Source organism: Paraurantiacibacter namhicola, from assembly GCF_001687545.1.
In the GTDB taxonomy this organism is placed as follows: Bacteria; Pseudomonadota; Alphaproteobacteria; order Sphingomonadales; family Sphingomonadaceae; genus Paraurantiacibacter; species Paraurantiacibacter namhicola.
This window is the reverse complement of record NZ_CP016545.1, coordinates 1,886,821-1,901,135: the sequence shown is the minus strand read 5'-3', so window position 1 is coordinate 1,901,135 and position 14,315 is coordinate 1,886,821. Positions and strand designations below refer to the sequence as shown.

The window sequence follows — 14,315 nt, the reverse complement described above, 5'->3', positions numbered from 1 at the left end:
TCAGGAGAGCCGCAATGGCCACCACCACCGTTACCGATGACAGCTTCCAGGCCGATGTGCTGGATTCCGACAAGCCCGTGCTGGTCGACTTCTGGGCCGAATGGTGCGGCCCGTGCAAGATGATCGCCCCCGCGCTGGAGGAAATCAGCGAGGAACTGGGCGACAAGGTGACCATCGCCAAGATGGACATCATGGAAAACACCGAAACGCCCGGCAAGATGGGCGTGCAGTCCATCCCGCTGCTGGTCCTGTTCAAGAATGGCGAGGCCGTGTCCCAGAAACTGGGCGCAGCGCCCAAGGGCCAGCTGAAGGAATGGATCGAAAGCGAGCTGTAGGTCCGGCGTGAGCCCCGGCGAAGGCCGGGGTCTCCTGCCGGTTTGGCATTAAGCGTCAACTTGCGCCCCAATTGACGGAGGTCCCAGCCTTCGCTGGGGCTCACTTCGGTGGAGCTCTTCAGGCCATGGCGGCAAGCCGCTCCGCCAGCCCATCCCACAAACGCGAAGAGGCCGCACCGATAAGACCGGTGCGGCCTTTTTCGTCGACGCGGTAGGCATCGCCATTGGGCCGCGCGGCCTTTCCGCCCGCCTCGTTCAGCCAAAGCACGCCCGCCGCATGGTCCCACGCCAGCGTGCGCTCGAAGATCGACACGTCGTTCTCGCCCAGCGCCAGGCGCGGATATTGCTCGGCCGCGCAATAGGGGATGTCGGTGAGGGTGTAATGCGGCGCGATATGTTGCTGCACGCGCACCCGCTCCTCTGCGTCCATGAACAGGAAGCTGATGGCGGCCACGGGCTGGTCCTGCCCGGTCTCGCGCGCCTGCACCCGCTCGCCGTCCACCCATGCGCCCTTGCCGCGATGGGCGATGCAAAAGCGCCCGGTCAGGCAATCGAGGATCCAGCCCGTGTGCGCCTCGCCGCCCGATGCCATGGCCAAAAGGATCCCGAAGGGCGGCTTGCCGGACGCGAAATTGCGCGTGCCGTCCAGCGGGTCGATGATCCAGCAATCGCCGGACAGGCGCTCCAGTACCGCAACGTCCTCATGAGCGGCTTCCTCGCCCACCACGGCGAGGCCGGGCATGATTTTCTCCAGCCCCGCGCGCAGGGCCTCCTCGCTCTCGCGGTCCGCGATGGTGACGGGATCGTTGGCTTCCCCGTCTTTGGCCTTGTCTTCAACCTCCCCGCTGGCGAGGTTGCGGTAGCGCGGCAGGATGATGCGCTGCGAAACATCGCGCATCAGGCGCTCTACTTCGCCGTCGAAAGCCATGATGTCGCTCACGAGCGGTAATCCGCGTTGATGTCGATATAACCGTGCGTCAGGTCGCAGGTCCAAACGGTGGCACTGCCATCGCCCATCGCGAGATCGGCTTCGACACGGATTTCCTGCCCCGCGAGATGTTCCGCCACGGGCGCCTCGTCGTAATCCGGCACGGGCTGTCCGTCGCGCGCGGCCCATGTGCCGCCAAAACCGATGGAGAGCCTGTCACGGTCCGCCGGTTCGCCCGCCTTGCCCACCGCCATGACCACGCGGCCCCAGTTCGCATCGCCGCCTGCGATCGCCGTCTTCACCAGCGGGGAGTTGGCGATGGCGAGCGCCACGCGCCGCGCGCTTTCGTCAGACGCTGCGCCCGACACGCGCACTTCGATGAACTTGCTCGCCCCTTCGCCGTCGCGCACCACGAGGTGGGCGAGCTGGCGGCACACGTCCTGCACGGCTGCGAAAAAAGCATCCGCGCCCGGCGCGTCCCATCCGTCCAGCAGGGCATTGCCAGCCTTGCCGGTGGCAAAGGCCAGCACGGTGTCGCTGGTGGATGTGTCGCTATCCACGGTGATGCAGTTGAAGGTGCCGGCATTTGCGCGGCTGAGGCATTCCTGCAGGAAGGCGGGGGCCACGGCGGCATCGGTGAAGATGTAACCCAGCATGGTCGCCATGTCGGGCGCGATCATGCCGCTGCCCTTGACGATGCCGACCAGCTCCACGCGCGTCTCGCCCAGCATGGCGGAGGCGGAGGCCCCCTTGTCGAAGGTGTCGGTCGTGGCGATGGTCGCGGCGGCGTCCTGCCAGCTGCAAGGCTCCGCCTGCATCACCGCGGCGACGCCATCGCGCGCCTTGTCCTTGGGCAGCGGCACGCCGATCACGCCGGTGGAGCTGACGAAGACCTCATTGTGCGCGCAGCCCAGCCCATCGGCCACCTGCGCCATGATCTGCTCCACCGCCTCGCGCCCGCGATAACCGGTAAAGGCATTGGAATTGCCCGCATTGACCACCAGCGCCCGCGCGTGGCCGGCCTTCACCTGCTCGCGCCCCATTTCCACTTCGGTGGAGCAGCAGACATTGCGCGTGAAGACGCCCGCCACGCTGGTGCCCTCGGCCAGCTCCACGAAAGTGAGGTCGCAGCGGTCCCAGTCCTTGTAACGCGCGCGGGCCACGCGCGGCACTGCGCCGGCAATCTGCGGCATGTCGGGGAAGGGCAGGGCAAGCGGGCTGCGGGTCAGGTCCATGGTCCAGCGGTTGCGCTATCGCCCCGCCGTGGTCAAGCCGGGTTGGGTGCTGCCTGCGGACCCGTGGCCCGCCGCCAGACGCGCCCCGGTTCCATCACGCGCGCCAGCCATGCGGAGGCGAATACAGTAAGGACGAGCGCGATGACGGCGCCATGCCACGAAATCTCTTCCAGCAGCAGAAAGGTCATCATTTGCGAGGCGATGAGGATCGGCATGTGCACGGCGTAAAGCGGGAATGAGATGCTGCCGAGCCACGACAGCCCCGCATGCCATGCCGCCGAGGGCTGACACTGCGCGATCAGCCAGAAACAGGCTGGCAACGCGAAAAGGACCACGGCGGCTTCCAGCCACGCGATGTAGGCTCCGGCCAAAGGCAGAAGGGCGACGGCCGCGATTGGTAAAGCAAGCCGCAGCATCCATCGATGCCATGGGGTGACAAACGCTCCGCGAAAGTGGCGCGCGATCAGCATGCCCATGCAATAGCTGAAGACGATACGCGGCAGGGCGAGTGCGAAGTCGTCGACATGCGCGCCAAGGTTGCCATGTCCAGATGCAAGAATGGCTCCGCCATGCGCAGCTCCGGCCAACACGACGATGGCGATCAGGGCGCGGTCCTTCCATCGGTCCAAGAACCGGGCGTGGGCTCCATTGGCCAGCAATTCCCAGAACAGGCTCCACTGCACGACATTGAGCGGGAAAATCGCCTCCGCCACGAAGAATGCCGGCACGAAGGCAAGCGCCAGCGCAAACTTCAACGGGATCAATTCCGCTCCCGGCGTGATCGAAAGGAGGCAGGCGGCCAATAAGGTTCCTATTGCTGCCAGCGGCCAGAACCGCAGAATGCGCGCCCGGAAAAAATCGCGCGCGCGCATGCCCTTTGCGTTCTTCGCAGCGACCACGGGCGTCAGCACGAACCCACTCAGCAGGAAGAACAGATCCACGAACAGATAGCCGCGCTGCATCGCTTCGCCGACAGGGAAGAAGCCGGGCAGGTGAAAGGCCAGCACGCCGAATGCGGCGACGCCGCGCAGGCCGTCCAGCAGAGGCAGGCGCGCAGGCGCTTTCGTTTCTTTTGTCCAGTCCTTGCTCATTCGCCTATACCCTAGCCCGGCCCTTCGAGATGCCCGTCAGTACGCGCGCTACGCGAACATGGTTGATACCCGGTAAAACCCTTTCGGCATAAGGGCGCATCTGCCATCACTAAGCCGGATCTTGCCGTCGGCACGAAAGGGTAGAGTATGCGGAAATCTTGGGTCGCAGTGTTGCTGCTTGCGTGCAGCGCATCGACCGCGCCTGCTACGGCGCAGTCGACAGAGGAAGCGGTCGAGGAGGCCGCAGTCGAAACCGTCGCAGTAGTCGTCGATATCGAAGGCGCCGATGGATGTGCGCGCGTCATCGAAGATGGCGAAGAAGCGATCGTTTGCGACCGCGCCTATTTGAACAGGACCGGCATCCGGCATGCGGATTATCCAGCCGAAGCCTGGCGGAATGACGAAGAAGGGCGTGTCTACTTTGAAGTGGCCCATGCAATCGATGGCTCGATTATCGACTGCCGGATAACCGAATCGAGCGGCAGCGAGGTGCTCGACGCAGCGACGTGCCCGATTGTGCTCGAACGCGGCGAGGTCATCCAGGAAGGGCTGAACAAAGCAGCTGGAACGGTTCGCGGAAATCATTACTGGCGCAAGCGCGAGCCGCAGTTCGGCATATTCTCAGTGGCGATCGCATATACCGTCGGCGCCGATGGTCGGCTGTTCGATTGCGAGATCGTAAATATGGCCGGCGACGTCCCGCGCAACATGCGAGAGGACTTCGGGGGAAACCCGTGCCCGAACAGATCGAGCGAGCCACCTTACCGCGACGAAAACGGCGTGCCGATCAACAAGCGTGTCCAATTATCGATCGAAGTCACGGAGTTGCCGCTTCCGGCGGAATAGGAGCGAAACATGGCCGCTTGGAACATTTGCCGTTTGGGCGCTGCATCGGTGGCAGTTGCCTTCGTTTTGCCCGCCGCAGCGCAGGACGAAGGTGTCACCCTTAGCGTCGAAGAGGTCGTTACATACGAGCCGGTCGGCCCGGACACGCCCGGTCGCCCGGCAACGCCGAAAACCTCGCCCGGAAGCTGGCTCACGGCGGACGATTACCCGGTCGAGGCGCGCCGTGATGGTCGCGAAGGCAATGTGAGCTTCATGCTACAGGTCGGGCCCGATGGCAGGCCGATCGGTTGCACGGTGACGGAAAGCTCCGGCTCAGCCGACCTCGACGCCGCCGCCTGCGATGCCCTGATGCAGCGGGCGCGCTTCGATCCGGCGCGCGACGATGCAGGCAAACCTATCGCCAGCACATACCGCAACCGCATCATGTGGAAACTGGATACGCGCGATCTGCCCGAACCGACCGTTATCGAGACTTACCTGATCGTCGGCACGAATGGCGAGGTGGAGGAATGCGGCGTTACGAAGGCCGAGGGCGGGTTTGGTCCCAGGGCTCGAATGTTCTGCGAAACGGCCGGGCAGGCGCGCTACGTCCAGCAGCGCGACGAGGACGGCAATCCGGTACGCATGCGTGTCACCACGCGTGTGCAGGTAACGCACGAAGTGGTGGAATGACCACGCGCGCGATGGACTTTCCCGCAATCGTCGCTATCTAGCGCGGCGTATGTTGCGCCAGCTTCTTACCCTGCTTGCCCTGTTCACGGGCCTTGCCGCCACCGGCGACGTTGCGCATGCGCGCATGGCGAGCGTGGAGAACGTGGCGCAGTCCGTGCTGGTGGACGAGGTTTCCACCGTGCACACGCAGGGCATCGTGGCCCTCGCCCAAATGCCGGATGCGCGCATTGCCGCAGTCCGCCCGCAGGCCCCGCGCCATGCAGAGCCGCCGCGCGTTTCCGCGCCCGTGCTCGTCCCGGTCGACCGCGCGCGCGAATAGCGCCGCAGCCTCAGCCAATACCGCTTTCATGCATGCTGCCGCGCCATGGCGTGCGGCCACACATCCGTTATTTTTCAAAGGTATACGCCCATGTTCGGCTCTCTCGGCAAGGCCCTGTTCGGCTCTTCCAACGATCGTTACGTCCGCTCGCTCGACAAGATTGTCGGCACCATCAACGCCATCGAACCCCAGCTGGAGGATTTCTCCGACGAGGAGCTGAAGGCGCAGACCCAGAAGTTCCGCGACATGCTGGCGGACGGCAAGACGCTGGACGATATCCTGCCCGAAGCCTTCGCCACCGTGCGCGAGGCGTCCAAGCGCGTGCTCGGCATGCGCCATTTCGATGTGCAGATGGTGGGCGGCATCGTGCTCCACCGCGGCGAAATCGCCGAAATGCGCACGGGTGAGGGCAAGACGCTGGTGGCAACGCTCGCCACCTATCTCAACGCCATCGAGGGCAAGGGCGTCCACGTCGTGACGGTGAACGATTACCTGGCCAGCCGCGATGCGGAATGGATGGGCCGCCTGCATGGCTTCCTGGGCCTGACTGTCGGCACCATCGTGCCCAACCTGCCAGAGCACGAGCGGCGGGCCGCCTATGCCGCCGACATCACATACGGCACCAACAACGAATTCGGCTTCGATTACCTGCGCGACAACATGAAGCACGAGCGCAGCCAGATGGTGCAGCGCCCCTTCAATTACGCCATCGTCGACGAGGTGGATTCCATCCTGATCGACGAGGCGCGGACCCCGCTGATCATCTCTGGCCCGACCGATGACAAGCAGGATCTCTACATCGCGCTCGACGAAATCGTGAAGAACCTGGAAGAGGAATATTACGAGAAGGACGAGAAATCCAAGAACGTCCAGCTGACTGAGGAGGGGATCGAGGAGGTCGAGAAGCGCCTCGCCGCCGCCGGCCTGCTGGAGGGCGAGAACCTGTACGATGTCGAGAACACGCAGGTCGTGCACCACCTCGACCAGGCGCTGAAAGCTATCGTGATGTTCAAGCGCGATACGGATTACATCGTAAAGGACGACAAGGTCGTCATCATCGATGAATTCACCGGCCGCATGATGGACGGTCGCCGCTGGTCCAACGGCCTGCACCAGGCCGCCGAGGCGAAGGAAGGCGTGAAGATCGAGCCCGAGAACCAGACCATGGCCTCGATCACTTTCCAGAACTATTTCCGCATGTATCCCAAGCTGTCCGGCATGACCGGCACGGCCGCCACCGAAGCGGGCGAATTCTGGGACATCTACAAGCTGAACGTGGTGGAGATCCCAACGAACGTCCCCGTCCAGCGCATCGACGAGGAAGACGAGTTCTACAAGAACACGCTCGACAAGTTCGCGGCCATCGCGAAATCGATCAAGGAAAAGAACCAGATCGGCCAGCCGGTGCTGGTCGGCACGGTCTCCATCGAGAAGTCGGAGCTGCTCAGCCAGTTCCTCGACAAGGAAGGCGTGAAGCACGAGGTGCTGAATGCCCGCCAGCACGAGCGTGAAGCGCATATCGTGGCGCAGGCCGGCCGCATCGGCGCCGTTACCATCGCCACCAACATGGCCGGCCGCGGCACGGACATCCAGCTGGGCGGCAATGTCGACTTCCGCATCGAGGCCGAGCTTGCCGACATGGAAGACGGCCCCAAGCGCGACATGGAAGTGGACCGCATCAAGGCCGAAGTGGAAGCCGAAAAGCAGAAGGTGCTGGAAGCGGGCGGCCTGTTCGTGCTGGGCACCGAGCGCCATGAAAGCCGCCGGATCGACAACCAGCTGCGTGGCCGCTCCGGCCGCCAGGGCGACCCGGGCCTCTCGCGCTTCTACCTCTGCCTAGAAGACGACCTGCTGCGCATCTTCGGCCCAGACACGCTATTTTCCAAGATGATGAACTCCAACCTGGAGGACGGCGAGGCGATCGGCTCCAAGTGGTTGAGCAAGGCCATCGAAACTGCGCAGAAGAAGGTCGAGGCGCGCAATTACGAAGTCCGCAAGCAGGTCGTCGAATACGACAACGTGATGAATGACCAGCGCAAGGTTGTGTACGAACAGCGCGCGGAAATCATGGACTCCGAAACGGTGGACGACGTGGTGGTCGACATGCGCAACGATGCAGTCAACGCCATCGTCTTCAGCCACGCGCCTCCCGGCTCCTATCCCGAACAGTGGGATGTCGCGGGCCTGAAGGAGAAGGTCTCCGACGTCTTCGGCATCGATCTGCCGCTGGAAGACTGGATGGCGGAAGACGGGCTGGACCCGGAAGACATCGAGGAGCGCCTGTCCGCGCAGGCGACGGAGAAAATGGATCGCAAGATCGCCGAATCCGATCCCTCCGTCTGGCGCCAGGTGGAAAAGCAGGTGCTGCTGCAGCAGCTGGACCACCACTGGAAGGAACACCTCGCCACGCTGGATGCGCTGCGCCAGGTCGTGTTCCTGCGCGCCTATGCGCAGAAGCAGCCGATCAACGAATATAAGCAGGAAGCCTTCGGCCTGTTCGAGAACATGCTGGAGACGATCCGCGAGGACGTGACCCGCATCCTGCTCAACAGCCAGCTGCGCATGGCCCCGCCGCCGCAGCAGGAACTGCCCGACCTGCCCGAATTCCTGACTGGCCACATCGATCCGTTCTTCGGCACGGACAATTCCGATGGGTCCAGCAAGCCGACCGGTGCGGAAGCGATGCTGGGCGCGCTGGCGGGTTCGGCCGCTGCGGCAGCCGGGCCGGGCGGGCATTTCCCGGACGACCCCTTCAAGGACCAGGCCGTCAGCCGCAACGCGCCGTGCCCATGTGGCAGCGGCAACAAGTACAAGCATTGCCACGGGGCGATGTGAGGAAGTGAAATTCCCGTCTTGCAAAGCGGGTGCGCCAGCCATATAGGCGCACCCCTGCCCGCCAGCCGGTGCTATTCCCCGATAGCTCAGCGGTAGAGTAGGTGACTGTTAATCACTTGGTCGTTGGTTCGAATCCAACTCGGGGAGCCACCCGGCGGCAGGCATGAAAAAGGGCGCGAGGCTTAACCGCTTCGCGCCCTTTTTCATGCTCGGGTCCGGCTGCGGACTTTAGGAGCTTTCAGTCGCAGCCCAATTAGGCAGGCGCGAAAGTCGGCCATTGTCACGGAGGCGTCCCTTGTCGGAGTAGACGAACCCTAGGAGATAGAAAAGAAAGGCCACTGCAGGCACCACCCAGTCCCAGACTCCGCCCGAGAATCCGAACCTTCCCGCTAGTAAAAATACGATGGCAGCGGCACCAATGCCTAGGACAGCATTCACAATTCCCCAAGAGGTTTTGAGCTGAAATTGTCGATCATGGTCTAAAGCGGTTTCAAGTCGCTCGTGATAATCTGCCAGCCTTTGCTCGAGCTCAACAAGCTGTTCTCTTAAAATGCGACACTCGGGCGAATGCTGCTCCATGTTGCCATCCTTCTCTAGCCTTTTTCGCGCACACTTACCTGACCGACAGTCTGATCAGCCCACGAATTGCTCCGACACGATCCGCTCGTCCAGCGAATGGCCGGGGTCGAACAACAGGCTGAGGCGATCATCGCGTGCAATCTCGATGCTGACTTCGGCGATGTCGCGCACTTCCTTCTGGTCGGCCACGGCGGCCACGGGGCGCTTGTCCGCCTCCAAGATGCGGAATTTCACCGTGCTGCGATCGGGCAGGATGGCCCCGCGCCAGCGGCGGGGGCGGAAGGCGCTGATGGGGGTGAGGGCCAGCAGCTCCGAATCGAGCGGCAGGATCGGCCCGTTTGCGGAAAGGTTGTAAGCGGTGGAGCCAGCTGGCGTCGCCAGCAGCACCCCGTCGCACGTCAGGCGCGGGATGCGCACCTTGCCGCCCACCGACACCTCGATCCGCGCGGACTGGCGCGTTTCGCGCAGAAGGCTGACTTCGTTGATGGCATTGTACTGGATCGTCTCGCCGTCCTGCGTGGTGGCGGTCATGCACAGCGGCGCGATCGTGAAGGGCTTCGCCTTGGCGATCCGCTCCGACAGGTTCAGGTCCTTTCGATAGCGGTTCATCAGGAAGCCGACCGTGCCCAGGTTCAGCCCGTAAACCGGGATTACGCGGCCCCCATCCAGCATGCTGTGCAGCGTCGCCAGCATGAAGCCATCGCCGCCCAGCACCACGGCGGCATCGGCTTCCTCCAGCGGGACCCAGTCGCGCGTGCCTTCCACCTGCTCGCGCGCTTCCTGCGCCTTGTCCGTGTCTGAGGCGAGCAGAGCCAGGCGTTCGAATGGACCGGCCAATGCAGCCTCCCTTTGCTTGCCGCCGATGCAGCGGGTTCCGCTTCCTATGGAGCGCCGTCCCGAATTGCAACGCGGGGCGAAGCGGGGCATGACGCGGGCGCGCACCCGGTGCAGGGCGCGTGCATGACAAGTGTCACCTTCATGGTCGATCGCAGAACCCGAACGGACCGCCGACGTCCCAGCCGCCACCCGCTGGCGGATGACCTTGCGGCCGCCATGCAGACCGGCGTGCTCGACATCCTGTTCCAGCCGCAATTCGCCTGCAAAGACAACGCCCTGAGCGGCGCGGAGGCACTGGTGCGCTGGGAGCACGGGGTGCACGGAGACCTGGCCGGCGATGCGGTTTTCGACATCGCGGCCGGCAGCGGGCAATCGCTGGCGCTTTCTGCCCATGTGCGGCGCGCGGCGCTGGCCGAGGCAACGAAATGGCCGGAAAACCTGCGCCTGTCGCTCAATGTGACCGCGCGCGACCTGGAGGAAAGCGACTTCGCCGAGGCCGTGCTTGAGGAGCTGCGCGAAAGCGGCTTCCCGGCGGATCGGCTGACGCTGGAAATCACGGAGCAGGCGCTGCTCGACGATGTGGAGGAATCCGCGCGTATCCTTTCACGCCTGACAGCGGCCGGGGTGGCCATCTCGCTCGACGATTTCGGGGCGGGGTTCTGCAACTTCCAGTATCTGAAAGCCCTGCCACTGGCGGCGCTGAAGCTGGACCGCAGCATGGTGACGGGCGTCTGCAGCGACCCGCGCGACCTGGCGGTGTTCCGGGGCATCGTGGCCATGGCCAAGGCGCTGGACCTGCGCGTGGTGGCGGAAGGGATCGAGACCGAAGCCCAGCGCGACGCCGTAAAGTCCGAAGGCTGCGACCGCTGGCAGGGCTTCCTGGGCGGGAAGCCGATGCCGGCGAAAGAGTTCGCCAACCTCATCTAACGTCATCCCAGCGCACGCTGGGATCTGTCACAATCAGAGCGCGGACTACGCAGAGATCCCAGCTTCCGCTGGGATGACGATCATTCTTACGCCGTTACCCGTTCCTTCTTCCTCGAACGCCGCACCACGCCGCTGAGGCCCTTGGTCAGCTGCATCAGGCCGTTGAGGCGGCTTTCCGGGCTGCTCCATGCGCGGTTGATCACCAGCTTCATGTCCGGGCGCAGCTTGGCGGTTTCCTTGCCGCCCTGGTTCAGGCGGTCGACATAGGCGATCAGGCCCGGGCCGTCGGGGAAATCGTCCTTGTGGAAGCCCACCAGCGTGCCGCGCGCGCCCACGTCGATCTTGGCGATATTCGCCTCGATTGCCTGGTGCTTGATTTCCATCAGGCGGATCAAATTGGTTGTGGCGTCCGGCAGGGGGCCGAAACGGTCGATCATCTCGGCGGCCATGCCCTCAATCTCCGCCTTGTCTTTCGCATCGTTCAACCGGCGATACAGCGCCATGCGAACGGCAAGGTCAGGCACGTAATCTTCCGGGATCATGATCGGCGCATCCACCGTGATTTGCGGGCTGACGCTTTCGGGCTTGGCTTCCAGACCCATCTCGCCAGCCTTGGCGGCCAGGATCGCGTCCTCCAGCATGGATTGGTAAAGTTCGAAGCCGACCTCGCGGATATGGCCGCTCTGCTCGTCCCCCAGCAAATTGCCCGCACCGCGAATGTCGAGGTCATGGCTCGCAAGCTGAAAGCCCGCACCCAGCGAATCGAGGTCGCCCAGCACCTTCAGCCGCTTCTCCGCCACTTCGGACAGGGCCGTATCCTTGGGCGTGGTGAGGTAAGCGTAAGCGCGCAGCTTCGCGCGGCCCACGCGCCCGCGTAGCTGGTAAAGCTGGGCCAGGCCGAAGCGGTCGGCGCGGTGGATGATGATGGTATTGGCGCTGGGCAAATCCAGCCCGCTTTCCACGATGGTGGTGGACAGCAGCACGTCGTATTTCTTCTCGTAGAACGCGCTCATGCGCTCTTCGATCTCGCCGGCATTCATCTGGCCATGCGCGGTCACCGCCTTCACTTCCGGCACATTCTCGCGCAGCCAGCCTTCCAGCACTTCCATGTCGGAAATGCGCGGCACGACGATGAAGCTCTGCCCGCCGCGGTGGTGTTCGCGCAGCAGGGCCTCGCGCATCACCATGTCGTCCCATTCCATCACGTAAGTGCGCACGGCCAGCCGGTCGACCGGCGGCGTCTGGATGGTGGATAGCTCGCGCAGGCCCGTCATCGCCATCTGCAGCGTGCGGGGGATGGGCGTGGCGGTCAGCGTCAGCATGTGCACGTCGGCGCGCAGCTGCTTCAGCCTCTCCTTGTGAGTCACACCGAAGCGCTGCTCCTCGTCCACGATGACAAGGCCCAGGTCCTTGAACTGCGTGTTCTTGGACAGGATGGCGTGGGTGCCGATGACGATGTCGATATCGCCGCTGGCAAGGCCATCGCGCGTCTCCTTCATCTCCTTGGAAGAGACGAGGCGTGACAGGCGGCCGATCTTCAGCGGGAAACCGGCGAAGCGTTCGGCGAAGTTCTGGAAATGCTGGCGGGCAAGCAGCGTGGTGGGGGCAACCATCGCCACCTGCTGGCCGTTCATGGCCGCGACGAAGGCTGCGCGCAGGGCGACTTCCGTCTTGCCGAAGCCGACATCGCCGCAGACCAGCCGGTCCATCGGGCGTCCGCTTTCAAGGTCGCGCAGCACGTCGGCAATGGCGGCTTCCTGGTCATCGGTTTCGGACCAGGGGAAGCGGTCGACGAACTGGTTGTAGCTTGCCTCCTCCGGCTCGATCACCGGCGCTTTCTTCAGCGCGCGAGAGGCGGCGACCTTCATCAGCTCGCCCGCGATGGCCTGGATGCGCTCCTTCAGGCGGCTGCGGCGTTTCTGCCATGCCTCGCCGCCCAGCCGGTCCAGCGTGGCACCTTCCTCGGAAGAGCCATAGCGGCTGAGCACGTCGATATTTTCGACCGGGATGAACAGCTTGTCCCCGCCGGCATATTCCAGCCGCACGCAATCGTGCTGGCTCTTGCCCACGGCGATGGGCTCGAGGCCCAGATACTTGCCGATGCCGTGTTCGGTGTGGACCACCAGATCGCCGCGGCTGAGGGATTGCAGCTCGGCCAGGAAGGCGTCCGAATCCTTCTTGCGCTTGCGGCGGCGCACCAGCCGGTCGCCCAGCAGGTCCTGCTCGGTGACCACCTCGATCTCGTCGTTCGCGAAACCTGTGTCGAGCGGCAGCACCATGGCGGCGGCCCTGCCTTTTGCCGCCTTGCCCAGCGCATCCTGCCAGCCTTCGGCCAGCGCCATGTCAGTTCCGGCTTCGGAGATGATCGAGGCGATGCGCGCGCGCGATCCTTCGGAATAGGCGGCGAAAAGCGGGCGGCGACCGGCCTTGCCGACTTCGGCGAAATGCTTCGCCGCCGCTTCATAGACATTCGCGCCCTGCGAGCGTTCGGGCGTGAAGTCGCGCGCGCTGCGGAAGCCGAAATCGATCACGCTGTCGCTGCCGGGTTCGGCAAAGATGGTGGTGCGGTGGACAGGGTGGCTGTCCAGCGCGGCCTTGTACTCCTTGTCCGTCAGGTAAAGCGCATCGGGCGCGAGCGGGCGGTAGCTGCCCTTTTTCTGCCCGGCGATTTCCGTGCGCTGGCGGTGGTAATCCGCAATGTCGGACAGGCGCTCCTCCGCCGCCTTCAGCGCGCCGGAATCCACGACCACCACGTCGTCATCGGCCAGGTGGTCGAACAGGGTGACCAGCTTTTCCTCGAACAGCGGCAGCCAATGTTCCATGCCTGCCAGACGCCGCCCGTCGCTGACTGCCTCGTACAGCGGGTCCTGCGTGGCGTTGGCGCCGAACATCTCGCGGTAGCGGCCACGGAAGCGTTTGATACTGTCGGCATCCAGCAGCGCCTCGCTGGCGGGCAGCAGCAAATGCCCTTCCACCGTGTGCGTGGTGCGCTGGGTGGCGGGATCGAACAGGCGCAGGCTTTCCAGCTCGTCGCCGAAGAAATCCAGCCGCAGCCCGCCTTCCAGCCCGCTGGGGTAGATGTCGAAGATGGAGCCGCGCACGGCGAATTCGCCCGAATCGACCACAGTGTCGACGCGGCTGTATCCCTGCCGCCGCAGCAGCTCGATCAGGCTTTCGTGGCCGATCTGGGTGCCCGGTTTCAGCGCCCGCACGCTCTCGCGGATGCGGAAGGGGGTGAGGGCGCGCTGCAGCACGGCATTGATGGTGGTGACCACCAGCTGGCTGGCGCGCGGCACGGTCTGCAGCTTGTGCAGCGCGGAGAGGCGCCGCGCGGAGACGGAAAGCGCGGGGCTTGCGCGGTCGTATGGCAGCGAATCCCATGCGGGAAACTCGATAACCTCCAGCTCCGGCGCGAACCATGCGGCGGCATCGGTGACGGCGCGCATGGCGGCATCGTCCGGCGCGATGAAGACCGCGCGGCTGGTGGCGGCGCGGGCAAGGTCCGCCATGACCAGCGGCTGGCTGCCGCGCGGAACGCTGGACAGGGTGATCGGGCGCGAGGCGGCAAGGATGCGGGAAAGGTCAGGCATTGGCTTCCTCAATCGCCAGGCGGCACATTTGTTTCAGGCGCACGGAAACCCGCCGATGCGTCTTTGGAAGGGCGACACCGGCGGGCCGTGAATGACAGCGCCGCCAGCCATGAGGGGGGAA

Annotated in this window: 12 protein-coding genes and 1 tRNA gene; 7 read left to right on the top strand and 6 right to left on the bottom strand. The window is 64.3% G+C overall.

The features are described from left to right. The first annotated feature begins 14 nt into the window (after positions 1 to 14). Positions 15 to 335, top strand: a complete 321-nt coding sequence (gene trxA, locus A6F65_RS09255) for a thioredoxin (RefSeq protein ID WP_067788066.1) — start codon at positions 15 to 17, stop codon at positions 333 to 335. A gap of 118 nt (positions 336 to 453) precedes the next feature. Here trxA and A6F65_RS09250 read toward each other — a convergent pair whose 3' ends face one another. Genes A6F65_RS09250 through A6F65_RS09240 form a run of 3 tightly spaced genes read right to left on the bottom strand, consistent with a single transcriptional unit; the run spans position 454 to position 3,589 of the window. After that, positions 454 to 1,263: an inositol monophosphatase family protein gene (locus tag A6F65_RS09250; RefSeq protein ID WP_067790413.1), complete on the bottom strand. Its 810-nt coding sequence runs from the start codon at positions 1,261 to 1,263 to the stop codon at positions 454 to 456. 8 nt (positions 1,264 to 1,271) lie between these two features. Next, on the bottom strand, positions 1,272 to 2,498 hold the full coding sequence (gene argJ, locus A6F65_RS09245; RefSeq protein WP_067788062.1) for a bifunctional glutamate N-acetyltransferase/amino-acid acetyltransferase ArgJ: 1,227 nt from the start codon (positions 2,496 to 2,498) through the stop codon (positions 1,272 to 1,274). A 32-nt stretch (positions 2,499 to 2,530) separates the two neighbouring features. Further along, positions 2,531 to 3,589 carry an acyltransferase family protein gene (locus A6F65_RS09240; RefSeq protein ID WP_067788060.1) on the bottom strand — a complete coding sequence of 353 codons (1,059 nt, stop codon included), beginning with the start codon at positions 3,587 to 3,589 and terminating at the stop codon, positions 2,531 to 2,533. 147 nt (positions 3,590 to 3,736) lie between these two features. Here A6F65_RS09240 and A6F65_RS09235 point away from each other — a divergent pair, with 147 nt between their 5' ends. The 5 genes from A6F65_RS09235 to A6F65_RS09215 all read left to right on the top strand — a co-directional run bounded on the left by A6F65_RS09235 (position 3,737) and on the right by A6F65_RS09215 (position 8,411). Beyond that, on the top strand, positions 3,737 to 4,435 hold the full coding sequence (locus A6F65_RS09235; RefSeq protein ID WP_083989404.1) for an energy transducer TonB: 699 nt from the start codon (positions 3,737 to 3,739) through the stop codon (positions 4,433 to 4,435). Between the two features lie 48 nt (positions 4,436 to 4,483). Then, entirely contained in the window at positions 4,484 to 5,107 is a 624-nt protein-coding gene (locus tag A6F65_RS09230; RefSeq protein WP_169817022.1) for an energy transducer TonB, read from the top strand. Positions 5,108 to 5,156: 49 nt separating this feature from the next. Then, positions 5,157 to 5,426, top strand: coding sequence for a hypothetical protein (locus A6F65_RS09225; RefSeq protein ID WP_067788052.1), 270 nt, complete (start codon positions 5,157 to 5,159; stop codon positions 5,424 to 5,426). Positions 5,427 to 5,516: 90 nt separating this feature from the next. Further along, entirely contained in the window at positions 5,517 to 8,261 is a 2,745-nt protein-coding gene (gene secA / locus A6F65_RS09220) for a preprotein translocase subunit SecA (RefSeq protein ID WP_067788050.1), read from the top strand. A 75-nt stretch (positions 8,262 to 8,336) separates the two neighbouring features. Continuing rightward, positions 8,337 to 8,411, top strand: a tRNA-Asn gene (locus A6F65_RS09215). A 78-nt stretch (positions 8,412 to 8,489) separates the two neighbouring features. Here A6F65_RS09215 and A6F65_RS12920 read toward each other — a convergent pair. Together A6F65_RS12920 and A6F65_RS09210 are read right to left on the bottom strand one after the other, a co-directional pair. Then, positions 8,490 to 8,840 (bottom strand): hypothetical protein, encoded by a 351-nt coding sequence (locus A6F65_RS12920; protein WP_157093105.1) that lies wholly within the window; start codon positions 8,838 to 8,840, stop codon positions 8,490 to 8,492. Positions 8,841 to 8,894: 54 nt separating this feature from the next. Beyond that, positions 8,895 to 9,677, bottom strand: coding sequence for an NAD kinase (locus A6F65_RS09210; RefSeq protein WP_067788048.1), 783 nt, complete (start codon positions 9,675 to 9,677; stop codon positions 8,895 to 8,897). 123 nt (positions 9,678 to 9,800) lie between these two features. Between A6F65_RS09210 and A6F65_RS09205 the strand changes: the two genes are divergently transcribed. Beyond that, entirely contained in the window at positions 9,801 to 10,604 is an 804-nt protein-coding gene (locus tag A6F65_RS09205; RefSeq protein WP_083989395.1) for an EAL domain-containing protein, read from the top strand. A gap of 86 nt (positions 10,605 to 10,690) precedes the next feature. Here A6F65_RS09205 and mfd read toward each other — a convergent pair whose 3' ends face one another. Further along, a complete protein-coding gene (gene mfd / locus A6F65_RS09200) occupies positions 10,691 to 14,194 on the bottom strand; it encodes a transcription-repair coupling factor (RefSeq protein WP_067788044.1) in 3,504 nt (1,167 codons plus the stop codon). Between the last annotated feature and the right edge of the window lie 121 nt (positions 14,195 to 14,315).

What these genes read in the sequence shown, in the direction of transcription:
- trxA (WP_067788066.1), top strand. Translation starts at nt 15, where the DNA reads ATGGCCACCACCACCGTTACCGATGACAGCTTCCAGGCCGATGTGCTG.
- A6F65_RS09250 (WP_067790413.1), bottom strand. Translation starts at nt 1,263, where the DNA reads ATGGCTTTCGACGGCGAAGTAGAGCGCCTGATGCGCGATGTTTCGCAG.
- argJ (WP_067788062.1), bottom strand. Translation starts at nt 2,498, where the DNA reads ATGGACCTGACCCGCAGCCCGCTTGCCCTGCCCTTCCCCGACATGCCG.
- A6F65_RS09240 (WP_067788060.1), bottom strand. Translation starts at nt 3,589, where the DNA reads ATGAGCAAGGACTGGACAAAAGAAACGAAAGCGCCTGCGCGCCTGCCT.
- A6F65_RS09235 (WP_083989404.1), top strand. Translation starts at nt 3,737, where the DNA reads ATGCGGAAATCTTGGGTCGCAGTGTTGCTGCTTGCGTGCAGCGCATCG.
- A6F65_RS09225 (WP_067788052.1), top strand. Translation starts at nt 5,157, where the DNA reads ATGTTGCGCCAGCTTCTTACCCTGCTTGCCCTGTTCACGGGCCTTGCC.
- secA (WP_067788050.1), top strand. Translation starts at nt 5,517, where the DNA reads ATGTTCGGCTCTCTCGGCAAGGCCCTGTTCGGCTCTTCCAACGATCGT.
- A6F65_RS12920 (WP_157093105.1), bottom strand. Translation starts at nt 8,840, where the DNA reads ATGGAGCAGCATTCGCCCGAGTGTCGCATTTTAAGAGAACAGCTTGTT.
- A6F65_RS09205 (WP_083989395.1), top strand. Translation starts at nt 9,801, where the DNA reads ATGACAAGTGTCACCTTCATGGTCGATCGCAGAACCCGAACGGACCGC.
- mfd (WP_067788044.1), bottom strand. Translation starts at nt 14,194, where the DNA reads ATGCCTGACCTTTCCCGCATCCTTGCCGCCTCGCGCCCGATCACCCTG.